The sequence below is a fragment of the Modestobacter sp. L9-4 genome, assembly GCF_019112525.1.
GTDB lineage: Bacteria > Actinomycetota > Actinomycetes > Mycobacteriales > Geodermatophilaceae > Modestobacter.
The window spans coordinates 2916936-2942378 of record NZ_CP077800.1 but is presented as its reverse complement, the minus strand read 5'-3'; the positions used below and the strand labels follow the sequence as shown (position 1 = coordinate 2942378).

Annotated in this window: 21 protein-coding genes; 12 read left to right on the top strand and 9 right to left on the bottom strand. The window is 76.0% G+C overall.

Translation table 11 applies throughout. The annotated features are described in order from the left end of the window. Positions 1-72 precede the first annotated feature (72 nt). Together KUM42_RS13800 and pdxH are read right to left on the bottom strand one after the other, a co-directional pair. Positions 73-1455: an MFS transporter gene (locus KUM42_RS13800; RefSeq protein WP_237493105.1), complete on the bottom strand. Its 1383-nt coding sequence runs from the start codon at positions 1453-1455 to the stop codon at positions 73-75. 71 nt (positions 1456-1526) lie between these two features. After that, positions 1527-2183: a pyridoxamine 5'-phosphate oxidase gene (gene pdxH, locus KUM42_RS13795; RefSeq protein ID WP_237493104.1), complete on the bottom strand. Its 657-nt coding sequence runs from the start codon at positions 2181-2183 to the stop codon at positions 1527-1529. Between the two features lie 111 nt (positions 2184-2294). On the opposite strand from pdxH, the gene serC reads away from it, so the two are divergent. Continuing rightward, entirely contained in the window at positions 2295-3410 is a 1116-nt protein-coding gene (gene serC / locus KUM42_RS13790) for a phosphoserine transaminase (protein WP_237493103.1), read from the top strand. Between the two features lie 25 nt (positions 3411-3435). Then, positions 3436-4386, top strand: coding sequence for an NAD-dependent epimerase/dehydratase family protein (locus KUM42_RS13785; protein WP_237493102.1), 951 nt, complete (start codon positions 3436-3438; stop codon positions 4384-4386). A gap of 42 nt (positions 4387-4428) precedes the next feature. Here the strand turns inward: KUM42_RS13785 and KUM42_RS13780 are convergent, their stop codons facing one another. Genes KUM42_RS13780 through KUM42_RS13770 form a run of 3 tightly spaced genes read right to left on the bottom strand, consistent with a single transcriptional unit; the run spans position 4429 to position 9627 of the window. Then, positions 4429-5907: a circularly permuted type 2 ATP-grasp protein gene (locus KUM42_RS13780; RefSeq protein ID WP_237493101.1), complete on the bottom strand. Its 1479-nt coding sequence runs from the start codon at positions 5905-5907 to the stop codon at positions 4429-4431. A gap of 4 nt (positions 5908-5911) precedes the next feature. Continuing rightward, the gene (locus KUM42_RS13775; protein WP_237493100.1) at positions 5912-7798 is read right to left on the bottom strand and encodes a S9 family peptidase; all 1887 of its coding nucleotides are present in this window, start codon (positions 7796-7798) and stop codon (positions 5912-5914) included. A gap of 44 nt (positions 7799-7842) precedes the next feature. Beyond that, positions 7843-9627, bottom strand: a complete 1785-nt coding sequence (locus KUM42_RS13770; protein ID WP_237493099.1) for an N-acetylglutaminylglutamine amidotransferase — start codon at positions 9625-9627, stop codon at positions 7843-7845. 270 nt (positions 9628-9897) lie between these two features. Here KUM42_RS13770 and sepH point away from each other — a divergent pair, with 270 nt between their 5' ends. The 4 genes from sepH (at position 9898) to KUM42_RS13750 (ending at position 15309) form a co-directional block, all read left to right on the top strand. After that, positions 9898-10827 carry a septation protein SepH gene (gene sepH / locus KUM42_RS13765; RefSeq protein WP_237493098.1) on the top strand — a complete coding sequence of 310 codons (930 nt, stop codon included), beginning with the start codon at positions 9898-9900 and terminating at the stop codon, positions 10825-10827. A gap of 145 nt (positions 10828-10972) precedes the next feature. Next, positions 10973-12769 carry an ABC transporter ATP-binding protein gene (locus KUM42_RS13760; protein WP_237493097.1) on the top strand — a complete coding sequence of 599 codons (1797 nt, stop codon included), beginning with the start codon at positions 10973-10975 and terminating at the stop codon, positions 12767-12769. Beyond that, on the top strand, positions 12766-14637 hold the full coding sequence (locus tag KUM42_RS13755; protein WP_237493096.1) for an ABC transporter ATP-binding protein: 1872 nt from the start codon (positions 12766-12768) through the stop codon (positions 14635-14637). Before KUM42_RS13760 ends, KUM42_RS13755 begins: the two co-directional genes overlap by 4 nt. A gap of 198 nt (positions 14638-14835) precedes the next feature. Then, entirely contained in the window at positions 14836-15309 is a 474-nt protein-coding gene (locus KUM42_RS13750; protein WP_237493095.1) for a general stress protein, read from the top strand. 125 nt (positions 15310-15434) lie between these two features. Here the strand turns inward: KUM42_RS13750 and KUM42_RS13745 are convergent, their stop codons facing one another. Together KUM42_RS13745 and KUM42_RS13740 are read right to left on the bottom strand one after the other, a co-directional pair. Next, complete coding sequence (locus KUM42_RS13745; protein WP_237493094.1) at positions 15435-15638, bottom strand: hypothetical protein; 204 nt, start codon at positions 15636-15638, stop codon at positions 15435-15437. A gap of 167 nt (positions 15639-15805) precedes the next feature. Next, positions 15806-16615: an RNA methyltransferase gene (locus tag KUM42_RS13740; RefSeq protein ID WP_237493093.1), complete on the bottom strand. Its 810-nt coding sequence runs from the start codon at positions 16613-16615 to the stop codon at positions 15806-15808. A 92-nt stretch (positions 16616-16707) separates the two neighbouring features. Between KUM42_RS13740 and KUM42_RS13735 the strand changes: the two genes are divergently transcribed. The 6 genes from KUM42_RS13735 to KUM42_RS13710 all read left to right on the top strand — a co-directional run bounded on the left by KUM42_RS13735 (position 16708) and on the right by KUM42_RS13710 (position 24229). Next, positions 16708-17649, top strand: a complete 942-nt coding sequence (locus KUM42_RS13735; RefSeq protein WP_237493092.1) for an NAD(P)/FAD-dependent oxidoreductase — start codon at positions 16708-16710, stop codon at positions 17647-17649. A gap of 18 nt (positions 17650-17667) precedes the next feature. Continuing rightward, on the top strand, positions 17668-18699 hold the full coding sequence (locus KUM42_RS13730) for a hypothetical protein (protein ID WP_237493091.1): 1032 nt from the start codon (positions 17668-17670) through the stop codon (positions 18697-18699). A 93-nt stretch (positions 18700-18792) separates the two neighbouring features. Then, positions 18793-20100 carry a sensor domain-containing diguanylate cyclase gene (locus KUM42_RS13725; protein WP_237493090.1) on the top strand — a complete coding sequence of 436 codons (1308 nt, stop codon included), beginning with the start codon at positions 18793-18795 and terminating at the stop codon, positions 20098-20100. Between the two features lie 72 nt (positions 20101-20172). Beyond that, entirely contained in the window at positions 20173-20889 is a 717-nt protein-coding gene (locus KUM42_RS13720) for an ABC transporter ATP-binding protein (protein ID WP_237493089.1), read from the top strand. Then, a complete protein-coding gene (locus tag KUM42_RS13715) occupies positions 20886-21557 on the top strand; it encodes an ABC transporter ATP-binding protein (RefSeq protein ID WP_237493088.1) in 672 nt (223 codons plus the stop codon). The genes KUM42_RS13720 and KUM42_RS13715 overlap by 4 nt, the downstream gene beginning before the upstream one ends. Next, positions 21554-24229: an FtsX-like permease family protein gene (locus tag KUM42_RS13710; RefSeq protein WP_237493087.1), complete on the top strand. Its 2676-nt coding sequence runs from the start codon at positions 21554-21556 to the stop codon at positions 24227-24229. Before KUM42_RS13715 ends, KUM42_RS13710 begins: the two co-directional genes overlap by 4 nt. A 28-nt stretch (positions 24230-24257) precedes the next feature. Here KUM42_RS13710 and thpR read toward each other — a convergent pair whose 3' ends face one another. Both thpR and KUM42_RS13700 read right to left on the bottom strand, forming a co-directional pair. Further along, positions 24258-24827, bottom strand: a complete 570-nt coding sequence (gene thpR / locus KUM42_RS13705) for an RNA 2',3'-cyclic phosphodiesterase (RefSeq protein ID WP_255557586.1) — start codon at positions 24825-24827, stop codon at positions 24258-24260. 35 nt (positions 24828-24862) lie between these two features. Then, positions 24863-25396, bottom strand: a complete 534-nt coding sequence (locus KUM42_RS13700; protein ID WP_237493086.1) for a hypothetical protein — start codon at positions 25394-25396, stop codon at positions 24863-24865. Positions 25397-25443 lie beyond the last annotated feature (47 nt).

Sequence of the window (25443 nt, the reverse complement as noted above, 5' to 3'; positions counted from 1 at the left end):
CGGGTCCGCGGCGGCGGGTGCGCGCTCCTCGGGGTCGGGCGGACCCGTCGTCCCCGGTGACCGCACGGTCGGTCAGCCCTGGGGCATCCGGCGGCGCGCGGCCTCGGCGAGGTCGTCGGCCTGCGAGGCGCGGAACAGCCAGAACGAGGGCACGAGGACGGCGACCGCCGCCATCGCCACCACGATCATCACGCCGCCGGACCACATCGCCGCGCTGACGCCCACGCTGCTGGCCAGCAGGCCGGCGCGCAGGTCGCCCAGCCGCGGGCCACCGGCGACGACCACGATGAACACGCCCTGCATCCGGCCGCGCATCTCGTCGGGCGCGGCGGTCTGCAGCATCGAGTTGCGCAGCACCGAGCTGACCATGTCCCCGGCCCCGGCCACGGCCAGGCAGAGCACCGCCAACCACAGCGTCGAGGACAGCCCGAACCCGACGATGGCCACGCCCCACACCGAGATGGCCGCCAGCACCACCGCGCCCTGCCGGTCGACCCGGGTCACCCACCCCGAGGTCAGGCCCATCAGCAGCGAGCCGATCGAGACGCCGGCGTACAGCCAGCCCAGGCTGTTCGCGTTGCCCGAGAAGGTGGTCTGCGACAGCTCGGGGAACACCGCCTGCGGCCAGGCGAAGAACATCGCGATCACGTCGACGACGAAGGTCATCAGCAGCAGCGGCTGGGTGCGCAGGAAGGTGAACCCCTCCCCCACCCCGCGGACGGCGGCGCCCAGCCGCAGCGGCCCGGAGACCCCGGCCGGCGGCAGCGACGGGAGCCCGCGCAGCAGCAGCACCGCGGCGACGAAACCGAGGGCGTCGATCGTGTAGAGGATCGAGAGGTCGCCGAGGCCGATCAGCAGCCCGGCCAGCAGCGGGCCCACGATGACGCCGGCCTGGCGCACGGTCATCGCCAGCGCGTTGGCCGCGGCGACCTCGTCCGGCCCGACGATCGCCGGGATCACCGCGCTGCGCGCCGGCTGGTTGACCGCGGCGAACGCCGAGACGGCGGCGGCCAGCAGCCACAGGACGGCGACGTGGCCGTCGCCGGGCAGCAGCGCCTGCACCGCGAGCAGCGCGCTGGTCACGGCGGCGCCGACGGAGGTGATGACCATCAGCCGGCGGCGGTCCATCGCGTCGGCGATCGCTCCGCCGAGCAGGCCGAAGACCACGAGCGGCACCAGCGCGACCACCGAGGTCAGCCCGACCATCAGCGAGGAGCCGGTCAGCTCGTAGACCTGGTACGGGACGGCGACCAGCGTCATCTGCTGGCCGAGCATGGTGACGGTGACCCCGCCGAACACCCGGCGGTAGGCGCGGTTGCGCAGCGGCGTGGTGTCCAGCGCCCAGCTCCGGCGGCGCACCGGCTGCGGCTCCTCCACCGGCCCGCCGGGCTCGACCGGGTCGACCGGCGTCAGCGGCTCCCCGGCCCCGCCGACATGGCCGTCCGGGGTACCCACCCCGCCAGGACGGGCGTCCCGGCGGGGTGGGGTGGTCTCGTCCTCGTGGTCCGGTGAGGCGGGAGGGTGCGTCACGGGGCCAGGCGCTGCACGAACCAGCCCCCGCCCTCCTCGTCGTCCCGCACGAAGACCAACCGGTCGTGCAGGCGGTCGTGCCCGCCCTGCCAGAACTCGACCTTGTCCGGTGCCAGCCGGTAGCCGCCCCAGTTCGCCGGCCGCGGCAGCGGGCCGGGCGGGGTCTGCGCGTCGAGCTCGGCGAACCGCTGCACCAGCTCGTCGCGGGACTCCACGACGGTCGACTGCAGCGAGGCGGCGGCGGCCAGCTGCGCGCCCCGGGGGCGGGGGTCCCACAGCGCGTCGGAGGCGCTGTCGCCCACCCGCTCGACGGTGCCGGTCACCCGCACCGACCGCTGCAGGGCGTGCCAGGGGAACACCAGCGCGGCGCGCGGGTTCACCGCCAGCTGGGCGCCCTTGGCCGAGGCGTAGTTGCCGACGAACAGGAAGCCGGACTCGTCGTAGCCCTTCATCAGCACGACCCGCGCGTCGGGCACCGCGTCGGCGTCCGCGGTGGCCAGGACCATCGCGTTCGGCTCGGGCAGCTCGGCGGCCACGGAGTCGGCGAACCAGCGGTCGAACTGCTCGACCCAGGTGGCTGCCAGCCCCGCCTCGCTGAAGCTGCCGTCGTCGTAGTCCCTGCGCATGCTGATCAGGTCGGGCACGCGCTCCATGCTGTCACCGTTGCCCCGCGCACCGCCGCGTGACCACTGCCCGGCTGGTCACACCACCCCGCCGAACCCCTAGGTTGGGCCGGACGCCCGCCTGCGCACGTGGAGGACCCCATGGACATCACCATCCCCGCCGAGCTGCTCCCGAAGGACGGCCGGTTCGGGTGCGGCCCGTCGAAGGTCCGCCCGGAGGCACTGGCCGCCCTGTCCACCGTCGGCGCCGGCGTGATGGGCACCTCGCACCGCCAGGCACCGGTGAAGGCCCTGGTCGGCCGCATCCGTGAGGGCCTCCGCCAGCTGTTCGACCTGCCCGACGGCCACGAGGTCGTGCTCGGCAACGGCGGCTCGACCGCGTTCTGGGACGTCGCCACCTTCGGGCTCATCCGGCAGCGCAGCGCGCACGGCAGCTTCGGCGAGTTCTCCGCGAAGTTCGCCTCCGGTGTGGCCGAGGCGCCGTTCCTGGACGCCCCGGTGATCACCAGGGCCCCGGCCGGCTCGCTGGCGCTGCCCGCCGCCGAGGCCGGCGTCGACGCCTACGCCTGGGCGCACAACGAGACCTCGACCGGCGTCATGGCCCCCGTCCTCCGCCCCGCCGGGATCGACGCCGACGCCCTGGTGCTCATCGACGCCACCTCCGGCGCCGGCGGCCTGCCGGTCGACGTCGGCCAGACCGACGTCTACTACTTCGCGCCGCAGAAGTCCTTCGCCAGCGACGGCGGCCTGTGGATCGCGCTGATGTCGCCGAAGGCGCTGGCCCGGGTCGCGGAGATCAAGGCCTCCGGCCGCTGGGTCCCCGGCTTCCTGGACCTGTCGATCGCCGTCGACAACAGCTCCAAGGACCAGACGTACAACACCCCCGCCGTCGCGACCCTGTTCCTGCTCGCCGACCAGATCGACTGGATGCTCGGCCTGGGCGGGCTGTCCGGCGCGGTGGCCCGCAGCCGGGAGTCCTCCAGCCGGCTGTACCGCTGGGCCGAGGACACCGAGTACACGCAGCCCTTCGTCGACCGGGTCGACGAGCGCTCCCTCGTCGTCGGCACGATCGACTTCGACGAGTCCGTCGACGCCGCGCTCATCGCGAAGACGCTCCGCGCGCACGGGGTCGTCGACGTGGAGCCCTACCGCAAGCTCGGCCGCAACCAGCTGCGGGTGGGCATGTTCCCGGCGGTCGACCCCGACGACGTCACCGCGCTGACCGCCTGCATCGAGCACGTCGCCGGCCGGCTCTGAGCCGCCGGGGTCTGACGGTGCGGGCATGAGCTGGCTGGTCACCGGCGGGGCCGGCTACGTCGGCGCGCACGTGGTGCACGCCCTGGCCGCCGCCGGTGCCCGGGTGGTCGTGCTCGACGACCTGTCCACCGGGGACGCCGGGCGGCTGGACCGGCTGCCCGACGTCCCGATGGTCGTGGGCTCGGTGCGGGACCGCGGCCTGGTGCGTCGGGTCCTGCGCGAGCACGCGGTGCAGGGCGTCGTGCACCTGGCCGCCCGGGAGCAGCCGACGACGTCGGGCACCGACCCGCTGGCCACGTGGGCGGAGAACGTCGAGGGACTGGTCGCCCTGCTGGAGGGCTGCCGGGCCAAGGGCGTGGGCCGGTTCGTGTTCGCCAGCAGCACGGCCGTGTACGGCGCCCCGGACGGCGGGCCGGTGCCCGAGGACGCCTCGTGCCGGCCGCTGACGCCGTACGGGCGGACGAAGCTGGCCGGTGAGTGGCTGGTGGGCGACTGCGTCACCGCCCACGGCCTGGCCGCCGTCGTCCTGCGCCTCCCGGACGTCGGCGGGGCGGCCGACCCGCGGCTCGGGGACACCGCCGCGGACCGCTTCCTGCCGCAGGTGTTCGCCGCCCTCGACGCCGGCTCGGCCCCGGTCGTCGCGGGGGACGGCACCGCCGTCCGCGACCTGGTGCACGTCGCCGACGTCACCGACGCCCTCGTGGCGGCGGTCCGCGCCCTGGAGGCCGGCTCCCCCGGCGGGGTGTACGACGTGGGCACCGGCCGTGGCACCAGCGCGCTCGACGTCCTGCGGGTGGTCGCGGAGGTGACCGGCGGGGACACCACGCCCGAGGTCACCGACGCCCAGCCCGGGGAGCCCGCCGTCGTCCCCGCCGTCGACCGGCTCGAGCGCGAGCTGGGCGTCCGCGCCCGCCGCGACCTGCACGACGTCGTCACCAGCGCCTGGACCGCCTGGCGCCACGCGCAACCGCTCTAGTGGAGTGGGTCCGTCGACGTGACGTCGACGGACCCACTCCACTCAACCCGGCAGGACCCAGGTGTCCTTGCTGCCGCCGCCCTGGCTGGAGTTGACCAGCAGGGAGCCCTCCCCCAGCGCGACCCGGGTCAGCGGCGCGGGCAGCGCGCGGGTGGTGCTGCCCGCGACGGCGAACACCCGCAGGTCGGCCCGCCGGGGCACGACCAGGCCGTCGACGACGGTGGGCACGGTGGAGAAGTCGACGGGCTCCTGGGCCACGAACCGGTGCGGCGAGGCCAGCACCTCCGCCTGCAGCTCGGCCAGCTCCACAGCCGAGCACTGCGGGCCGAAGACCACGCCCCGCCCGCCGAAGCCGTCGACCGGCTTGACCACCAGCTCGTCCAGCCGGTCGCGCACCGCGGCCAGGTCACCGGGCTCGGCCAGCAGCCAGGTGGGCACGGTGGCCAGCACCGGCCGCTCGTCCAGGTAGAAGTCGATCATCTCCGGCACGTACCGGTAGGTGGCCTTGTCGTCGGCCACGCCGTTGCCCGGCACGTTGGCCACGGCCAGCTGCCCGGCCCGCACCGCCTCGCCGAGCAGGACGTCGACCGGGATGCCGGTGGGGGTCAGGTGCCCGGCGAGGTCGGCCTCGTCGAAGCGCCGGTAGAGGACGTCGACCGGCACGCGCTCGCCGTCGACCTGCACCGCGACCCCGCCCGTGGCAGTGGGCCAGAGCCGGTCGGGGGTGGCGATCGGGGCGCCCAGCGCCTCGGCCAGCAGCCGGTGCTCGAACCAGGCGGTGTTGTGGGGGCCGTCGGTGAGCAGCCCCAGCTGCGGGACGCCGTCGCAGCCCGCGGGCGCCGCGTCGGCCAGCGCCGCCCGCAGCAGGGCCACCGCCTCGGTCGGGTCGACCAGCCCGGCGGCCTCGGCGTCGGCGTACAGCGCGGGCAGCGCCGTCCGGCCGCTGGTGCGGTTGCTGAGCGCGTAGCCGATGCCCGAGGGCACCCGCAGGTTGTCCTCCAGCACCACCCAGCCGTCGGGGCCGCGCAGCAGGTCCAGGCCGGAGACGGTGATCCGCTGCTGACCGGGCGTCGCCCAGCCCACCGCGGCGGGCCGGAAGCCGGGGCTGGCCGTCACGACCCACTCCGGCACGAGCCCGGCGCGGACGATCTCGGGCTGGCGGTCGTCGTCGGTGCGGCGCCGGCCGGCGGGCCGGTAGACGTCGGCGAGGAAGGCGTTGAGCGCGCGGTGCCGCTGCTCGACGCCGCGGGCCAGGTGCGCCCAGTCGGCGGCGGGCAGCACCCGGGGCACCGGGCAGATCGGAAAGGGGCGCTCCTCCAGCCGACCGTCGACGTAGCTGCCGAAGACGACGCCGCGCACCCGGCGCTCCTGGGACATCGCGCCCACGACCGAGGTGAGACCGACCCCGCCGAGCTCCTCGAGGGCGCCGGCGACCGGCTCGAACGGCGGGCGCACCGACCCGTCGAGGGCGACCGCCTCGTCGCGGGCCGAACCGGGATAGCGGGCGAAGACGCTGGTCATCGGGTCACAACCACCGGTCGAACCACTCGGCGACCCGCTCGGCCAGGTGCAGCTGGTTGTCCCGGCCGACGACGGTGTGCCCCTCACCGCGCAGCAGCAGCAGCTCGGCGGGTGCCCCCAGGGCGGTGAGCTCCTGGTGGGCCTGCACCGACTCCAGCACCGGCACGTTGGTGTCGCGGTCGCCGTGGGCCAGCAGCACCGGGGAGGTGAGCCGGTCCAGGGCGGTCATCGGCGACAGGGCGGCCAGCAGCTCGCGGTCGGCGACCGGGTCGCCGTACTCGGTGACCGAGGCCGCGGCCATCCACGGCTCGGTGCCGGCGAAGAAGGTGCGCAGGTCGCTCATCCCGGCCAGCGTCGCACCGGCGGCGAACAGGTCCGGCCAGCGGGTGAGCGCGACCAGGGCCAGGTAGCCGCCGTAGGACCAGCCGTGCGCACCCAGCCGCCCCGGCTCGGCGATGCCGGCGGCGACCAGGTGGTCGACGGTGGCGACGACGTCGGCGAAGGACTCCTCCCGGGAGCCGAGGTCGTCGGCGGCCATGAACGCCCGGCCGTGCCCGCCGGAGCCGCGGACGTTCGGCGCGAAGACGGTGAGCCCCGCGGCGACCAGCGACTGGGCCACCGGGGAGAAGTCCGGCCGCTCCTGCCCCTCGGGCCCGCCGTGGAAGCTGACCACCGTGCGGTTCGGGCCGGTCGCCTCCCGCGGGGTGTACAGCCAGCCGTCGAGCTCCGTGCCGTCGGCCGCGGGGTAGCGCAGCCGCTGCGGGGTGACCAGCAGGTGCGGGTCCGGCGGGCGCGGGATCGAGGGCAGCGGCACCGCGGGCCGGGGCGCCTGCGGCGCGGGCCCGTCGAGCGGGACCGGCCACAGCGACCGCGGGCAGCCCGGGCCGGTCAGCTCGGCCAGCAGCGTGCTCCCGTCGGCCGACAGCGACCAGCCCGGCATCACCGGCTGCGGCAGCGGGACGGCGGAGCGGAGCTCCCCGGTGAGGTCACGCACCTCCAGCTCGGTGACCCCGTCGGCGTTCCAGACACACAGCACCGTGCCGTCGGCGCGCACCGCGTAGGCGTCCAGGTCGGCGTCCGGGCGGCTGATCAGCACCTCGCCGGGGCCGGGCACCCGCCCCTCGCCCAGCGGCACGCGCACCAGGCCGGTGCGGTCGCTGCGCGGCACCCCGGGCACGCCCGGCAGCCCGGCGCGCAGGTAGACGGCGGCGCCGTCGGGGGCGAAGCGGCCGTCCTCGGAGGCCTGCCCGCCGGGCGCACCCAGCGGCAGCACCCGCCGCTGCACGCCGGTGGCGACGTCGACCAGCACGACGTGCCGGTGCCCGCGCGGGCCGCGGCGGGCGAGCACGGTGCGCTCGTCGGCGGCGACCGCGGTCACCGACAGGAACCCGCCGCTGGCCAGGGTGCGGCGGGCCCCGCTGACCACGTCGACCAGGACGACGTCGGCGTCCGGGCCCTCGCCGGAGGCGATCGAGCAGACGTAGTGGCCCGGTGCGGCGGTCCAGCCGCCGGCGAACACGGTGGCCCGCGGGTCCTCCCCGGCGACCAGGTGCCGGTCGGAGCCGTCGGGGCGCACCGCCCACAGCTGGGCGCAGATCGAGCCGCCGGGGCTGACCAGGTAGGCCAGCCACGCGCCGTCGGGCGACCACGCGACGGAGACGACCTCCTCGGCCGGGCCGGACAGCACCGCGGGCGGGGTCTGCTGGTCCAGCGTGGCCACCTCGAGCCGGGGCAGGCCGGAGCGGTCGCTGACGTAGGCGACCCGGTCGCCGGTGGGCGCCAGGGTCGGGCACCACGTGCCGGGGGCGCCGGCGATCTCGGCGATGGCGAGGCGGACCCCGGTGGGGAGCCCGGCCCGGGACGGGACGGTCGAGTGCAGGACGTCGGTCATGGCACCTCCTCGCAGGCGGTCGGCAGGGCGGTCGGCTCCCGCGGTCAGGAGATGCCGTGCCGCTGCAGCCAGAGTTCCAGCAGGCCGATCTGCCAGAGCTGATTGGACCCCAGTGTCGTGCGGTGGGCGTTCGGCTCGGCGAGCAGGCGGTCGACGAACTCGGGGCGGAACAGGCCGCGCTCCCGGGCCACCGGGGCGGTCAGCGCGGCCCGCACGGTCGCCAGGTACTCCCCCCGCAGCTCGATGATCGCCGGCACCGGGAAGTAGCCCTTGGGCCGGTCGATCACCGCGGCCGGCACCACCTTCCGGGCGGCCTCCTTGAGCAGCCCCTTGCCGCCGTGCATCAGCTTCAGCTCCGGCGGGACGGCGGCGACCAGCTCGGCGAACTCGTGGTCCAGGAAGGGCACGCGCGCCTCCAGGCCCCAGGCCATGGTCATGTTGTCCACCCGCTTCACCGGGTCGTCGACGAGCATGATCGTGGAGTCCAGCCGCAGCGCCCGGTCCAGCGTGGTGTCCGCACCCGGCCGGGCGAAGTGCTCGGCGACGAAGGCGCGGCTGACGTCCTCGGTGACCAGGTAGCGGTCGCTCAGCACCCTGGCCATCTCGCTGTGCGGGCGGTCGATGAACACCCGCGCGTAGGCGTCGACGGCGTCGGCCTCCGGGACGCCGTCCAGCGGCGGGTACCAGTCGTAGCCGGCCAGCACCTCGTCGGCGCCCTGCCCGCTCTGCACCACCTTCACGTGCTGGCTCACCTGCTGGCTGAGCAGGTAGAAGGCGACGGCGTCGTGGCTGGTCTGCGGCTCGCTCATCGCCCCGATCGCGCCGTCGAGCCCGGCGTGGACGTCGGCGGTGGGCACCATCAGCCGGTGGTGGTCGGTGCCGAAGGTCTCGGCGACGACGTCGGAGTAGACGAACTCGTCACCGGACCGCCCACCCACCGCCTCGAAGCCGATGGAGAAGGTGGCGAGGTCGCGCTGCCCCTCCTCGGCGAGCAGGCCGACGATCAGGCTGGAGTCGATGCCGCCGGACAGCAGCACCCCGACCGGGACGTCGGAGACCATCCGGCGCCGGACGGCGGTGCGCAGCGACTCGAGCACCCGCTCCTGCCACTCCACCGGGTGCAGGTCGGCGAGGTCGGGGCGCCGGGAGTGCACCGGGCGCCAGTACTCCCGGTCGGACTCCCGGCCGTCGGGCTCGATGGTGCGCACCGTGGCCGGCGGGAGCTTCCCGACCCCGGCCAGGATCGTGCGCGGGGCGGGCACCACGGCGTGGAAGGACATGTAGTGGTGCAGCGCGACCGGGTCGATGCTGGTGTCCACTCCCCCGGCGCGCAGCAGCGCGGGCAGCGAGGAGGCGAACCGCAGCCGGCCCGGCCCGCGGGAGAGGTACAGCGGCTTGATGCCGAAGCGGTCGCGGGCCATCACCACCCGGCCGGAGTCCCGCTCGACGACGACGAGGGCGAACATCCCCAGGAAGCGCTCGACGCAGGCCCCGCCCCAGCGGTGGTAGGCCTTGAGCACGACCTCGGTGTCGGAGGTGGAGAAGAACCGGTAGCCGGCGGCCTGCAGCTCGGCGCGCAGTTCCGGGTAGTTGTAGATGATCCCGTTGAACACCAGCGTGAGCCCGAGCTCGGCGTCGACCATCGGCTGGGCGCCCGCGTCGGTCAGGTCGATGATCTTCAGTCGGCGGTGCCCCAGCGCCACCGGTCCGGACTGCCAGCCACCGGAGCCGTCGGGCCCGCGCCGCTGCAGCTGGTCGCACATGGCCGCCACCGCGCCCATGTCGGCCACGCCGCCGTCGAACCGGACCTCACCCGAGATGCCGCACACGTGCGCCTCCGCTCTGTCCCGGTATGGCGCGCCGTTGCGCCCGCCTGCTGTCACCGTTCCCGCCCGGTGTTCCACGCGGATGACGGTGGTGGTGCATTCTCGCCGGTTCCGGCGCCGCAGGGCGACCGGGCCCTCACCACGAGTTGCGCCCGCTGTCGAGCCGACGCGCCGCACCGGGCGTGTCGGCGGGTGCCGCCTCCCACCGCGCGGATAGCGTGACGCTGGTCCGTACCCCGGGCCCGCACCGAACCCCTGCTGGAGGTCGCCCCCATGCGCTCCTTGCGCCTCGTGGCGCTCTCCGACGACGGCGAGCACCTGGTCCTCGCCGCGGACGAGCCCGACTCGACCGAGGACGGCGAGCGCTTCGAGTTGGCGCTGGACGACTCCCTGCGGGAGGTCCTGCGGGCCGAGGCCGCCAAGCCCGCGCCCGCCCCGGCCGACGACCTGCCGCCGCGGGTCATCCAGGCCCGCATCCGCGCCGGGGAGACCCCCGAGCAGGTCGCGGAGTCCTCTGGCACCCGGGTCGAGCGGATCATGCGCTTCGCCCACCCCGTGCTGCAGGAGCGCGAGCGGGTCGCCGAGCAGGCCCGCGACGCCCGTGTCCGGCTCAGCGAGGGCACGCCGAGCGTGCCGCTGGAGCACTTCATGGCCGAACGGCTGCGGCTGCTGGGTGCCGACCTGGACGCCGTCAGCTGGGACGCCCACCGCACCGAGGACGGCTCCTGGCAGGTGCGCGCCGCCTGGCGGGCCGGCCACAAGTCCGGCACCACGCACTGGCGCTACGACATCCCGGCCCGCACCGTCACCCCGGTCGACGCGGCCACCACCGACTTCGCCGAGGGCACCCGGCTGGTGCGCGTCGTCCCCGACGTCCCGCACGGCCTGCCGCCTGCCCCGGTGACCCGGCGCTCCATCGCCGTGGTCCGCCCGGCCGACGAGGACGAGGACCTGCACGCCGAGGACGGGTCCGACGACGAGGTGCGCGACGTCGTCCCCACCGACGGCACGCCGGCTCCGGCCGAGGACGACGCCGAGCCACAGGACGGCGTGGAGGCGCGCAGCCCCTACGACGACGAGGTCGACCCGGACACCCAGGAGACCGTCGTGCTGGGCAACCTGCTCGACGGCGAGGTCGAGGACCCGCGGGCGCGGATCCCGGCCTGGGAGGACATCGTCTTCGGCGTCCGCCGCCGCCGCTGACGAAGGACCCCCGTGCCCCCCACCGCTCGCAGGCTCGCGGCGGGCCCCTGCACGGGGGCCGGGGCCGGGGCCGGGGGCCGTTACGAGACGTGGTCGGCGTAAACCGGTCGAACCTGTCGGTGTCGCGGCATAGCCTCAGCTGGCCATGACCCGACCCGACCCGCAGCCCGCCGCCGACGAGCAGGGCCGGCTCTCCGCGCTGACCCGGCTGCTGCCCTTCGCCCGCCCTTACCGGGGTCTCATCGCGCTCACCTTCACCGGCGCCCTGCTGGCGACCCTGGCGCAGCTGGCCGTGCCGCTGATCACCCGGCGCATCGTCGACGGGCCGATCGCCGACGGCGACCGGGGCGCCCTCGTGCCGCTGCTGGCGCTGGCCCTGCTCTTCGGCACCGCCGAGGCGGCGCTGTTCTTCCTGCGCCGCTGGTCGATGGGCAACAGCAGCCTGCGGATCGAGCGCGACCTGCGCGACACCCTCTACCAGCGGCTGCAGCGCCTGCCGGTGAGCTTCCACGAGGGCTGGTCGTCGGGGCAGCTGCTGTCCCGGGCCACCTCCGACGTGTCCACCGTGCGCCGGTTCATCGGCTTCGGGGCGGTCTTCCTCGCCGTCAACCTGATCACCTGCACCGTCGTCGGCGTCCTGCTCGTGGTCACGTACTGGCCGCTGGGCGTGGCGGTGCTGGTCATCAGCGTGCCGCTCATCGCCTTCGGGCTCAGCTTCGAGAAGCGGTACAACGCCCAGTCCCGCGCGGTGCAGGACGAGCAGGGTGAGCTGGCCACCGACGTCGAGGAGGCGGTGCAGGGCATCCGCGTGGTCAGGTCCCTGGGCCGCAGCGGTCTGGTGTTCAGCCGCTACGACCGCAAGGCGCTGCGGCTGCGCGAGCTCCAGCTGACCAAGGTGCGCACCCTCGCGGTGATCTGGTGCATCTTCGAGTTCCACCCGCAGATCACCCTGGCGGTGATCCTGGTCGGCGGCGCCCTTGCGGTGGGCAACGGCGCGCTGACCGTCGGCGGCCTGGTCGGCTTCGTCGCCCTGTTCACCGTGCTGCTCTGGCCGATCCTGTCGCTGGGCTTCCTGCTGGCGCAGGCGCAGGAGACCGCCAGCGCCTGCGACCGCATCGGCGAGCTGCTCGACGCACCGCTGACCATCACCGACGCCCCCGGGGTGCGGCCCGCCGACGTCGCCCGGCCGGCCCGGCTGCGGTTCGAGGGCGTGGGCTTCCGGTTCCCCGGTGCCGGCGCCCCGGTGCTCGACGGCGTCGACCTCGACATCGCCCCCGGCGAGACCGTGGCGCTGGTCGGCGCGACGGGGTCGGGCAAGACCACCCTCACCGCGCTGGTCCCGCGGCTGCTGGACGTCACCAGCGGCCGGGTCACCCTCGACGGGCACGACGTGCGCGACCTGCCGCTGTCCCAGGTGCGCAGCGTGGTCGCCACCGCCTTCGAGGAGCCCACGCTGTTCTCGATGAGCGTCCGGGAGAACGTCACCCTGGGCCGCACGGGCACCACCGACGCCGACGTCGAGGAGGCGCTGCGGGTCGCCCAGGCCGACTTCGTCCACGACCTGCCCTGGGGCCTGGACACCCGGATCGGCGAGCAGGGGCTGTCGCTGTCCGGCGGGCAGCGGCAGCGGCTGGCGCTGGCCCGCGCGGTGCTCGGCCGCCCCTCGGTGCTGGTGCTCGACGACCCGCTGTCGGCGCTGGACGTGCACACCGAGGCCCGCGTCGAGGAGGCGCTGCGCGAGGTGCTGGCCCAGACCACCGCGCTCGTCGTCGCCCACCGGGCCTCCACCGTGCTGCTGGCCGACCGGGTCGCACTGCTGCAGGACGGGCGGGTCACCGCGATCGGCCGGCACAGCGACCTGCTCGCCGAGGTGCCCGCCTACCGCGAGCTGCTGTCCAGCAGCTCCGAGCTGGCCGGCGCCGGCGAGGGCGGTGCCCGGTGACCACCCCGGGCACCGGTGCGGCCGCCGCCACCTCCGCCGGCGGCGCCCCCGCCGACGCGCACGCCGACTGGCGCGGCGTGGCCGGCGAGGAGGACGGCGCCCTCACCGCCTCGGCCAGCACCTTCCTGCGCGGCCGCTCCCGCCGGCTGCTCGGCGAGCTGCTGCGCCCGCACCGGCGCGCCCTGTGGCGGCTGCTGGCCGTCATCGTCGTGCAGAACCTCGCCTGGCTGGCCGGGCCCTTCCTCATCGGCGTCGGCATCGACTCCGCCGTCCCGGCCCTGCTCGACGGCGACGCCGGCCCGCTGGTCTGGACGACGGTGGCCCTCGTCGGGGCGGCGCTCGTCGACACCGGCTTCCGCTACCTCTTCCTCACCGGCTCCGGGCGGGTCGGGCAGGAGGTCCTGCTGACGCTGCGCCGGCGGGTGTTCACCCACGTCCAGCAGCTGTCGCTGTCCTTCCACGAGCGCTACACCTCGGGCAAGACGATCAGCCGGCTCACCAGCGACGTCGAGGCGCTGGCCGACCTGCTCGACGAGGGCCTCGACGGGCTGCTCACCGCGCTGTTCAGCATCACCGCCATCGGGGTGGTGCTGCTCGTCCTGGACCTGCCGCTGGGCCTGATCGCGCTGCTGGGCTTCCCGCTGCTGTACCTGGTCGGCCGCTGGTTCCAACGGCAGACCACGATCGCCTACCGGCGCACCCGCACCACGATCGCGGCGCTGATCGTGCAGTTCACCGAGACCTTCGGTGGCATCCGGGCGGTGCAGGCCTTCCGCCGCGAGCCGCGCAACGACGAGCTGCACGCCCGGCTCAACGAGGAGAACCGGCAGGCCAACCACCGCGCGTTCTGGCTCATCGCGGTCTTCGTGCCGGCGGTGACGATGATCGGCAACGTGGTCACCGTCGCGGTGCTGGGCTACGGGGCCGTCCGGGTGATGGACGGCGACATCCAGGTCGGCGTCCTGACCTCCTTCCTGCTGTACCTGCGGCGGTTCTTCGACCCGCTGCAGGACATCGCGATGTTCTACAACAGCTACCAGTCGGCGACCGCGGCGCTGGAGAAGCTGTCCGGGGTGCTCGAGGAGCGCGCCACGGTGGCCGAGCCCGCCGACCCGACGCCGCTGCCGGTGCCCGTCGCCGGCGAGCTGGTGTTCGACGGCGTCCGGTTCGGCTACGGCGCCACCACCGTGCTCCCCGACCTCGAGCTCACGGTCCCGGCCGGGCAGACCGTCGCGCTGGTCGGTGCCACCGGGGCCGGCAAGTCGACGCTGGCCCGGCTCGCGGCCCGGTTCTACGACCCGACCGAGGGCGCGGTGCGCCTGGACGGCGTCCCGCTGGACCGCCTCGCCGACGCCGACCTGCGGCGCGCGGTGGTCATGGTCACCCAGGAGAGCTTCCTGTTCTCCGGGTCGATCGCCGACAACATCGCCTTCGGCCGGCCCGGCGCCGACCGCACCGAGATCGAGGCGGCGGCCCGCGCGATCGGTGCCGACGGGTTCATCCGCGCGCTGCCCGAGGGCTACGACACCGACGTCCGCAAGCGCGGTGGGCGGCTGTCGGCCGGGCAGCGGCAGCTGGTCAGCTTCGCCCGCGCCTTCCTCGCCGACCCCGCGGTGCTGGTGCTCGACGAGGCCACCAGCTCCCTGGACGTGCCCAGCGAGCGGCTGGTGCAGGACGCGCTGCGCACCCTGCTGGCCGACCGGACGGCGCTGATCATCGCCCACCGGCTGTCCACCGTGGAGTTCGCCGACCGGGTGCTGGTGATGGAGGCCGGGCGGATCGTCGAGGACGGCACCCCGGCCGAGCTGGTCGGTGGCACCGGCCGGTTCGCCGACCTGCACCGCGCCTGGGCCGACAGCCTGGTCTGACGAAGGGCCCCGCTGCCCCCCACGCCACGCTCCGCGCGGCGCGGGTCCCTGCAGCGGGGCCGAAGGCCGGGGGCCTGAGGGAACTGGGTGTCCTCGAAGATCGTCTCGGGTAGTGAGCCGGTCGCCGTCCTGGTGGACGCGAGTGGTGCCCGGATCGTCCGGGCACCGCCAGCAGGCCGGCTCGGAACGGAGACCGTCATGTCAGCTTCTGTGTCCATGCCGCTCGGCGGCGTGCAGGTGGGGTCCTACGACGACTACCTGCAGGCCCAGCGGGCGGTGGACTTCCTCTCCGACGAGAAGTTCCCGGTCGAGAACGTGACGATCATCGGCAGCGACCTGCGCATGATCGAGCGGGTCACCGGCCGGCTCAGCTGGGGCCGGGCGATCGCCGCCGGCGCGGCCAGCGGCGCCTGGTTCGGTTTCTTCGTCGGCCTGCTGCTCAGCATCTTCGCCGAGGACGGCAGCGCCTGGTTCGGGTCGATCATCACCGGTCTGCTCATCGGCCTGGTGTTCGGCGCCGTGTTCGGTGCGGTCGGGTACGCGGCGTCGCAGGGCAAGCGCGACTTCACCAGCACCAGCAAGGTGGTCGCCAGCCGCTACGACGTCATGTGCGCCCCGCAGTTCGCCGAGCAGGCGCGCGCCGAGCTCGCCCGCCTGTCGCTGCGCGGCTGATCGAGGCCCCCTCGCTCCGCACCACCCGCAGGCTCCTGGCGGGCCCTGGCAGGGGTGACAGGGGCCGGTCCGGGTCCGGCTCCGCTGCCTCACCGTGGACTCGTGCGCGGTGGGGCAGCGGGTCGTCAGAGGCCCGAGCTGAAGCCCGAGCGGCGCTGGGCGTCGTGCATCCGGGCGTCGCCGGCGGCAGGTGTGCTGCTGCCGCGGGCGACGCCCTCACCGATGTCGCGGCGCACGCGCGCCCCGCGGCGCCGGGCGTTCTGGTCCATCCGCCACATCGCGGCGAGCAGGACGACCAGCAGGACACCCGCGACGATCCAGAACGTCATGGCGGAACGGTAGGGGCCGCAACCCGCCCGCACCAGCACCTGACGCGTGACACCCGACGGCCCGGGGGTCACGGCCCGCACCGCGGGGCCGGACGGCACAGCAGTCCCCCACCAGCCGGCCCGCCGGCCAGGCCAGGCCAGCTCAGCGCGGGTCAGGTCAGGTCCGGTCAGCGCAGGGTCGCGAAGGCGATCGCCGCGGCGGCGGCCACGCCGAGGGAGTCCACGCCCGGGCGCATCGGGATCCGGGCCCGGACGTCGACCGCGGCCTGCGCCTGCGGGGTGAGCCCCGGGCCCTCGGCGCCGAGCAGCACGGCCGTGCGCGGGTGCGCCCGGGTGTCGATCTCGGCGAGGTCGACCGCGTCGGCGGCCGGGGTCAGCGCGACCGTCTCGTAGCCGGCGGCGTGCACCCGCTCCAGGTCGGCGGGCCAGTCGCCGAGCACCGCGATCGGCAGCGACAGCACGTGCCCCATCGACACCCGCACGCACCGCCGGTACAGCGGGTCGGCGCAGGTGGGGTCCAGCAACAGCCCGTCGATGCCCAGCGCCATCGCCGAGCGGGCGATCGACCCGATGTTCTCGTGGTCGTTGAGCCCCTCCAGCACCGCCAGCCGCCGGGGTGCCGACGGGTCGGGCCCGGTCAGCAGCTCGTCGAGGTCGGCCGGGGGCAGCCGGTCGGCCGAGGCCAGCACGCCGCGGGTCAGCCGGAAGCCGATGACCTCCGACAGCACCCACCGGTCGGCCTCGTAGGCCGGGATCCCGTCGGGCAAGTGCAGGTCCGCGACGCGGCCGGGGATGCCGAAGACGCTGCGCACCGGGTAGGGCGAGGCCAGCAGCCGCTGCACCGCCGGCACGCCCTCGACGATCACCGGGCCGGTGCCGCGCTCGGTGCCGGGCTTCCGGTCGCCGGCCACCAGGTCGCGGAAGTCGGCGATCCGCTCGTCGGCCGGGTCGGTGATCAGCACGGGCGGGGTGGGCACGCCGACGATCATCCCCGGCGGCCTCCGGGCGGCCGCGGCAGGTTCGGCGCGCGCCATCCCGTCGCGCACCGCAGGATCGTCCGGTGAGCAGCGTGGGCACCACAGTCGTCGGCGGCGGGATCTCCGGGATCGCCTGCGCACGTGCGCTGGCCGAACAGGGCCGGGCGGTGCAGGTGCTCGACCGCGGCCGGCGGCTCGGCGGGCGGATGGGCGGCCGCACCCTGCACGGCCGGGTCGTCGACCTGGGCGCCTCCTACCTGACCGTCGGCGAGGACTCCCCCTTCGCGCCGGTCGTCGCCGGCTGGGTCGACCGCGGCCTGGCCCGGCCCTGGACCGACACGTTCGCCGTCGCCGGACCCGACGGCGTGGAGGAGACGAAGTCCGGGCCGATGCGCTACGGCACCGCCGGCGGCCTGCGCACGCTCGTCGAGGACCTCGCCGACGGGCTCGACGTCCGGCTGGAGCACGCGGTGCAGGCGGTCACCGGCGACGGGCACCCGACGGTCGACGGGCAGGACGCCGACGCCGTCGTCCTGGCCATGCCCGACCCGCAGGCGGCGCGGCTGCTGACGCCCGGCGACGTCCCGGACGCCGACTGGCAGCCCACGCTCTCCGTCGCCCTCGGCTGGTCGACCCGGCGCTGGGCCGCCGACCTGCACGGCGCCTTCGTGCACGACTCCCCCGTCCTGGACTGGCTGGCCGACGACGGCGACCGGCGCGGCGACGGCGCCCCGGTGCTCGTCGCGCACAGCACCGCAGCGTTCGCCGCCGCCCACCTCGACGACCCCGACGCGGCCGCCCCGGCGGTGGCCGCCGCGGTGCGCGCCGCGCTGGGCATCGAGGAGGAGCCGGAGTGGAGCCACGTGCACCGCTGGAGCTTCGCCAAGCCGGCGCACGCCCGCGAGGCACCGTTCCAGCTGAGCGGCGGCCTGGGGCTGTGCGGCGACGGCTGGTCGGCCCCGTCCAAGGTCGAGAGCGCCTGGCGCTCCGGCGACGCCCTGGGGCGCGCGCTGGCCGCCACCCTCCCCGCCTGACCCGGGGACCGGACTCCCGTGCCCGGTGGCTTCGCACCACCCCCCGGCCCGGCGGAGGCCGGGGCCGAGGTCGACCGTTCGCAGGGGTCCGTCCCCAAGGCGGTGGCCCGCGCGATCGGCGTCCCGGCGCTGGTCGCCACGATCATCGGGCTGGCCTTCGTCGTGGTCTTCCTCGACGCCTTCCACGCCGCGCAGCCGCACGACCTCCCGGTCGGGGTGGTCGGCCCGCCCGCGCAGGTGGAGCAGGTGCGGTCGGCGCTGGAGCAGGCCGCGCCCGGGCACTTCGCCGTCCAGGCCCTGGCCGACGAGGCGACGGCCCGTTCCGCCGTGCTGCACCACGACCTCTACGGCGTCTACCTCCCGGGGACGCCGTCCCGGCTGCTGACCGCGGGGGCGAACGGGCAGGGCGTGACCATGACGCTCACCCAGGCGTTCGGGCCGGTCGCGCAGCAGTCGGGTGGGCCGCTGCAGGCCGAGGACCTGCAGCCGCTCGCGCCCGGCGACTCCCGCGGGCTGGGCATCTTCTACGCCGCGTTCGGGGTGGTGCTCGGCGGCTTCCTCTTCGGCATCCAGACCTACTCGGCGGCCCCGAAGCTGCCGCTGCGCTGGCGGGTGGTGAGCATCCTGTTGTTCGCGGTGGTGTCCGGACTGCTGGTCGCCTGGGCCGCCGACGTCCTCTATGCCGCCGTCCCGGCCGGGTTCGGCACGGTCGCGGTGCTGGTCGGGCTGCTGGCGCTGGCCGTCGCGGCGCCGGCCGCGCTGGTGCTGCGGGCGATCGGCTCGGCCGGCACCTTCGTCACGTCCCTGGCGCTGGTGATCCTGGGCAACGCCAGCAGCACCGGCAACCTCCCCGACGCCTACCTCCCGCCCTGGCTGGCGCCGCTGTCGGGGATCCTGCCGCCGGGGGTCGCGGTGCGCGCCCTGCGCGGCGCGACGTACTTCGCCGGCGACGGGGTGGGCCGGGCGTACTGGGTGCTCGGCCTGTGGGCGGTCGTGCCGCTGCTGCTCATCGCCGCGCTCGACGCGTTCCGCCGCCGCTCGGCCGCCTGATCCCGCTACCGTGACCGCCGCGCACCCCCCGTCCGGGGTGCCCTGGTCCTCGGGGGGTTCCAGCTGGTCACCGTCGCGGCCGACGAGGGGGGCATGTCGCTGACCGACCGGGAGGACGCCCGGCCGCGTGCCGTCCTCCCCCGGCTGGGCGCCGCGATGGCCGCACTCGGCCTGGGGGTGGGCGCGCTGCTGCCCCTGGTGGCCCGGGCGGTCGGCGTGCTGCCCGCGGACGGTCCCGCCCCGGGGCTCTGGGTGCTGTGCGTGCTCGCCGGGCTGCTGCTGGGCACCGTGAACTGGCTGCTGACCGTGCTCGTGGTCGGCTCCCGCCTCCGGGTGCTGGCCGTCCGGCTTGAGCGGGTCGCCCGCACCGTCGGCGACCCGGCCCAGCGCACGCCCGCCCCGGTCACCGACCTGGCGCTGCCGGTCGGGACCACCGACGCCCTGGGCGGCGCGGCCGCAGCCTTCAACTCCCTGCTCACGGCGCTCGAGCGGGAGCGGCGCTTCCGGTCGGTCGTGCACGCCACGAACGACGTCATCGCGCTGCTCACCGACGAGGGCCGGGTCTCCTTCGTCTCCGACTCGGTCACCGATGTGCTCGGCTGGTCGCGCGAGGACCTGCTGGACCGGCACGTCGGGGAGCTGCTGTTCCCCGAGGACGACCACCTGTTCACCGAGACCGGGGCGCCCATCACCCACGACGGCGAGCCCTCGCAGGTGTTCCTCGTCCGGGTCCGGCACGCCGCCGGTGGCGCCCGGGACCTCGAGATCAGCTCCTCCGACCGGCGCGACGACCCCGACATCGCGGCCCTGCTGGTGAGCGCCCGCGACGTCACCGAGCGGCTGGAGCTGCAGCGCCGGCTCGCCCACCAGGCCACCCACGACGAGCTCACCGGCCTGCCCAACCGGGCCGCCCTGCTCGCCCGCGGCGCCCAGCTGCTCGCCGGACCGGTGCAGCTGGCCGTGCTGCTGATGGACCTCGACCGGTTCAAGGAGGTCAACGACACCCTCGGTCACAGCTACGGCGACCGGCTGCTCGCCCAGATCGGCCCGCGGCTGGCACCGCTGCTGCGCGAGGTCGACCTGGTCGCCCGGCTGGGCGGCGACGAGTTCGCCGTCCTGATGCCGGAGGTCACGCCCGGGGAGGCGGCGGCCGCGGCGGCCCGGCTGCGGACCGCCGTGTCCGCCCCGTTCCCCGTCGACGGGCTCACCCTGGACGTCGACGTGAGCATCGGCGTGGCCGTGGGGCGCGGGCCCGAGGAGATCGGCGCGCTGCTGCGCCAGGCCGACGTGGCGATGTACGCCGCCAAGGAGCGGCAGAGCGGGGTGGAGCTCTACGACCCGCTCGCCGACGAGCACGACCACGGCCGGTTGCGGCGGCTCGGGCACCTGCGCCACGGCTGACCGGCCGAGAACAGGACACGTCACCCAGATGCAACACGGGTGGTTGCGCCCGCCATCTACGCTCTCGCCTCGATGAGCGACGACGAGGCCCTCCGGTCCACCCCCGGCGCACCCCCTGCCCCGGCCGCGGTCTGCCGGTCCGTGGGCAAGACCTACCGGACGGCGACGGAGTCGGTCACCGCCCTGGACGACGTGACGCTGGCCATCCCGCGGGCGCAGGTCACCGTGGTGGTCGGACCGTCGGGCTCGGGCAAGTCCTCGCTGCTGCGGCTGCTGGCCTGCATCGACTCCCCCGACACCGGCGAGGTCCACGTCGCCGGGCAGCGGGTCGACCGGCTCCGCGCCCGGGCCCGCCGGCGGCTGCGCCAGCGGCAGGTGGCCTACCTCTTCCAGCGCCCCGGTGAGAACCTGCTGCCCTACCTGGACGCCGTGGCCCAGGTCCGGCTGGCCGCCTCGCTGCGCGGGGCGCCGGTCACCGAGGACGACGCCCTGGCGCTGCTGGCCCGCCTCGGGCTGGCCGAGCGCGCCGACCACTCCCCCGCGCAGCTGTCCGGCGGCGAGCAGCAGCGCCTCGCCGTCGCCTGCGGCGTGGTCGGCGACCCGGCCCTGGTGGTCGCCGACGAGCCCACCGCCGAGCTGGACACCGCGGCCGCCGAGCGGGTGCTCGCCGCGATGGAGGACCTCGCCGCCGCCGGCGTCGCGTTCGTCATCTCCTCCCACGACCCGCGGGTCATGGCGATCGCCGACGGGTTCGTCCGGCTCGACCACGGCCGGCTGGTGAGCGCGTGAGCGCCGGCGGGTTCGCCGCCACCGGGCTGGTGAAGCGGTTCTCCCGCGGCGCGGAGACCGTCACCGCGCTGGCCGGGGTCGACCTGCGGGTGGACGCCGGGGAGTTCGTGGCCCTCGTCGGCCCGTCCGGGTCGGGCAAGAGCACGCTGCTGGCGCTGCTGTGCGGCTGGGAGACCGCCGACGCCGGCCGGCTGGACTACCTCGGCGCACTGGCCGACCGCCCACCGATCTCGCTGGGCTGGCCGGAGCTGGCGCTGGTCCCGCAGGCGCTCGGCCTGGTCGCCGACCTCAGCCTCGCCGACAACGTGCTGCTGCCCGCCCGGCTGGGCGGCACCGCCGCCGCCGAGGAGGAGCGCGCCCGCACGCTGCTGACCGACTTCCGCGTCGACCACCTCGCCGACCGCTACCCGCACCAGGCCTCCCTGGGTGAGCAGCAGCGGGTCGCCGTCGCCCGGGCCCTGCTGCTGCGCCCGGCGGTGCTGCTGGCCGACGAGCCCACCGCCCACCAGGACCGCGGCAACGCTGACCGGCTGCTGGACGCCGTCACCGACGCCGCCCGTGGCGGGGCGGCCGTGCTGATCGCCACCCACGACGAGCTGGCCTGGGCCCGGGCCGACCGGGTGCTGTCCATGCGCGACGGGCACCTGACCGACGGGGCACCGGCGTGAGCCGGCCACCGCTGTGGCGGCTGGCCCCCTGGACCCGCGCCCCGCTGCTCGGCCTCCGCCAGCCCGCGGCCGTCATCGCCGTGCTGGTGACCTCGGCGATCCTGGCCTGCGCCCTGGCCTCGGCACCGCTGTTCCTGTCCTCGGCCCGCTCCGGTGCGCTCCAGCAGCAGCTCGCGCAGGACTGCGCCGAGGCCGGCTGGGGGCAGACCGGCGCCGTCGTCCGGCAGTTCGACCAGAACGGCCGGCCCACCGGTCAGCAGTTCGACGCCGGGACGATCGACACGACGCTCGCCCAGGGGTGGGCGCAGACCGGCCGGGACAGCACCCCGGTCATGGCCACCGGGACGTTCGGTGGGGGGACCAACGGCCCCTCGCCCGTCCCGGTGCGCACCGCGGCGGGTGGGACCCCGGGCGTCCGCAGCTCGCTCTTCTACCGCCCCGGGGCGGTGGACGACGTCGAGCAGGTCGACCGGATCGACGGCGAGGGCCTGTGGGTGCCGCAGGGCTGGGCGCAGGACAACGGCCTCACGGTCGGGGACACCCTCACCGTGAGCTCGCAGCCCGTCACCGTGGTCGGCACCTACGTCGCGCTGTACGCCACCACGCCGTCGGCCGCGTGGTGTGACTACCGGCAGCTCTACGCCAACGACATCAACGCGAACACCCCGCCGCCGGAGCTGCTGCTGGCCACCGACGAGGAGACCTTCGGCCGGCTGGCCGCCGGCGCGCCCTTCGTGACCGCGGTGCGCCTGGCACCCACCGACCCGGCGCGCCTGTCGGTGACCGACGCCCGCGCCCTGCTCGCGGACCAGGCGCGCGCCGACCAGGCGACCGCGGACATCCCCGGCATCACCGGCACCCTGCCGGGCTCCCGGCTGGCCGAGGCGGCCGACCGGGCCGACGTGATCGAGCGCGGTCTGCGGGGTCCGGTCGTGCCGGTCGCGGTGGCCGGTGGCCTGCTCGCCCTGCTGCTCGTGGCAGCCGCCGGCAGCTTCTGGGCCGACCGGCGGGCCACCGAGGTGCGGCTGCTGGCCGCCCGCGGCGTGGGCCCGGCACCACTGGCCGGCAAGGCCGCGCTGGAGCTCGGGCTGCCCGCGCTCGCGGGTGCCGCCGTGGGCTGGGCGGTGTCCCGGCTGCTCATCGCCCTGCTCGGCCCCGCCGACGACCTCGACCCCTCGGCGACCACGGCCGCGGTGTGGGCCGGCGTCGGCGCGTTCGCCGTGGGGCTGGCCGCTGCCGCCGTGGTCGCCGGGCTCCGCGCCCGCAGCACCGCCGAGCGCCCGCTGGGCGCAGCACCCCGCTGGCCGGCCCAGGTGCCGTGGGAGCTCGCCCTGCTCGCCGCCGCCGGCTGGTGCTGGGTGCTGCTGCGCAGCCGGGACGCCGTCACGAACGAGGGCAACGTCGCCCAGGTCAACGGGCTGCTGGTCGCCTTCCCGCTGCTGGCCATCGCCGGGGCCGCCGCCCTGCTGGGCCGGGTGGGCACCGCGCTGCTGCCGCGCCTGCGCCGCTGGGCCGGGCGCCGCTCCCCCGCCGTCTTCCTCGCGGTCAACCGGCTCGTCGCCGCCCGGCTGGCCACCGGCACGCTGCTGGTGGCCATCACCCTGCCGGTCGCCGTCCTGGGCTACACGGCGACGCTGACCGCCAGCTCGCAGCGCACGCTGGACGCCAAGGTCGGCGTGCAGATCGGGGCCGAGCGCGCCGTGGTCGCGGTGTCGCGGTTCGCCCCGACCCCGGCGGTCGACGCGGCCGGCACCTTCGTCGTGCGCTACGACGGCAGCGCCGTGGCCCCCGCCCGCCGCGGCGGCGCCCCCGCGCGCACCGACGTGCAGGTGCTCGCCGTCGACCCCACCACGTTCGCGGACACCGCGTTCTGGGACGACTCGTTCGCCGACTCCTCGCTGCCCGACCTCATGGCCGCCCTGCAGGGACCCGAGGTCGACGGCCGGGTGCCGGTGGTCGCCACCGGCCTGTCGCCGGGCGACCCCGACCTCCAGGTGGGCAACGAGCCGTTCGGGGCGCAGGTCGTCGACGTGGCCCGGGTGCTGCCCGGCCGGCGCGCCGACAGCCCGCTGGTGCTGGTGGCCGCCGACCGGCTGCCCGAGGTGCCCCGCAGCGCCGGGGCGGCCCGCGTCGCCGAGGTCTGGACCAACGGCCCGACCGCACCCGCGGTCCGGGCCGTCCTGGACGCCGGCGCGCCGACCACCCGCGTGATCGAGCCCGCGCAGGTGGAGCAGCGCGCCAACTTCCTGGGCATCACCTGGACCTTCGGCTACCTGTCCGCGCTGGCCGTCTTCGTCGGGGTCATCGCCGTCGGTGGTCTGCTGCTGTACCTGGAGGCGCGCTCCCGCACCCGGGTCTCGGGCTACGTGATGGCCCGCCGGCTCGGCCTGACCCGCGGTGCCCACCTGCGGTCGCTGGTGGTCGAGCTGGCCGGGGTGGCTGTCCTCGGCTCGCTGCTGGGCGGGGTGCTCGCCGCCGGTGCCGTGGCGCTGGTCTACCGGCGGCTGGACGTCGACACCGTGCGCCCGCCCACCCCGCTGCTCGACGTCCCGTGGTCGGCGCTGGCCGGCAGCGTGGTCGTCGTCCTGGTCGTCGCCGCCCTGGCCGCGCTCTACGCCCAGCGGGCCGCCGACCGGGCCGACCCGGCGTCCGTGCTGCGCGAGGACGCCTAGGAGGGCCCTGCTGCCCCGCAGGCCCGCATCAGGCCCCGGCAGCAGGGCCGGAGGCCGCGGGCTGCTCCAGCGGCCAGGCGGTGACCCGCTCGTAGCGCGGGGCGGCGCCCAGGTGGCTGCGCCACAGCACCACCTCCGACGCCGTCCAGGCCGGGCCGCGGTGGCCGGCCAGGCGGTCGGGCAGGTCGGGGTCGGCGGGCTGCCCGGCGCGCCAGCGCCCGACCGTCAGGTGCGCCCGGAACGGCCGGTCCTCCACCGGCAGGCCCACGGCGCGCGCCGCGTCGGCCAGCCGCCCGGCCAGTGCGGTCAGCGGGGCGACGTCCCCGGCCAGCCCGGCCCAGCAGACGGCCGGACGGCGGCGCGAGCCGAACCGCCCGGCCCCGGTCAGCTGGAGCGACAGCGCCGTGACACCCTCGACCGCGGCACCGACGGCGGCGGTCAGCGGCGCGAGCAGCGGCGCCGGCACCTGGCCGAGGAACGCCAGGGTGAGGTGCCAGCGCTCCGGCGGCGTCCAGTGCGGGGCGCCCGGCGCCGCACGCAGCGGGGCGAGCGCGCGGTCCAGGTCGCTGACGGCGGCCGGTGGCGGGTCGACGGCCAGGAACAGCCGGCCGGCGGTGGGCGGGTCCGGCTCGCTCAGCCGGACACCACCAGGCCCGCGGCCTCGAGCTGGCTGAGCAGCCGCAGCCGCTCCAGCTCCCGGGTGGCCGGCGGCTCGGTGCGCAGCCGGTGCGGCACCTGCAGCAGCTCGGCGGCCTCCATCAGGACGTCGTCGTAGGCGGCGAGCAGGTCGCGACGGCGCTCGGCCGACAGCCCGCCGGGCACCATCGACAGCTCGCCGGTGAGCCGGCGCAGGTCGGCGGCGACCATCTGCAGCGGCCGGCGGGGGCCGGTCACGGCCCGCTGCGCCCCGGTGCCGGGGCTGCGGCGGCCCACCGGGTGGTGCCCGGCGGCGGCCGGCCGCGGGGTCGCCGGGCCGGCGACCCGGGGCGGCGCGGGGGCCGGGGGCGGCGGCGCGGGCTCGTCAGCGGCGGCGGCGCGGCTCATCCGGACGACGAGGCGCACCAGCAGCGCGAGCAGGAGCGCGCCCATGGCGACCAACGCGGCGAGGCCGCCGATCTGCAGCAGCGACGCCCCGGTGTCTTCGGAGACCGACCCTGGAGGGGGCACCCCGCGACGGTATCGCCGTCAGCGCCGAGTCACAACGCGGACGCTCA

Bases quoted from the DNA above. Each gene is read 5' to 3' on its own strand.
- KUM42_RS13750 (WP_237493095.1), top strand. From the start codon at position 14,836: ATGTCAGCTTCTGTGTCCATGCCGCTCGGCGGCGTGCAGGTGGGGTCC.
- KUM42_RS13760 (WP_237493097.1), top strand. From the start codon at position 10,973: ATGACCCGACCCGACCCGCAGCCCGCCGCCGACGAGCAGGGCCGGCTC.
- KUM42_RS13775 (WP_237493100.1), bottom strand. From the start codon at position 7,798: ATGACCGACGTCCTGCACTCGACCGTCCCGTCCCGGGCCGGGCTCCCC.
- sepH (WP_237493098.1), top strand. From the start codon at position 9,898: ATGCGCTCCTTGCGCCTCGTGGCGCTCTCCGACGACGGCGAGCACCTG.
- pdxH (WP_237493104.1), bottom strand. From the start codon at position 2,183: ATGGAGCGCGTGCCCGACCTGATCAGCATGCGCAGGGACTACGACGAC.
- KUM42_RS13720 (WP_237493089.1), top strand. From the start codon at position 20,173: ATGAGCGACGACGAGGCCCTCCGGTCCACCCCCGGCGCACCCCCTGCC.
- KUM42_RS13780 (WP_237493101.1), bottom strand. From the start codon at position 5,907: ATGACCAGCGTCTTCGCCCGCTATCCCGGTTCGGCCCGCGACGAGGCG.
- KUM42_RS13785 (WP_237493102.1), top strand. From the start codon at position 3,436: ATGAGCTGGCTGGTCACCGGCGGGGCCGGCTACGTCGGCGCGCACGTG.
- KUM42_RS13725 (WP_237493090.1), top strand. From the start codon at position 18,793: ATGTCGCTGACCGACCGGGAGGACGCCCGGCCGCGTGCCGTCCTCCCC.
- KUM42_RS13745 (WP_237493094.1), bottom strand. From the start codon at position 15,638: ATGACGTTCTGGATCGTCGCGGGTGTCCTGCTGGTCGTCCTGCTCGCC.
- serC (WP_237493103.1), top strand. From the start codon at position 2,295: ATGGACATCACCATCCCCGCCGAGCTGCTCCCGAAGGACGGCCGGTTC.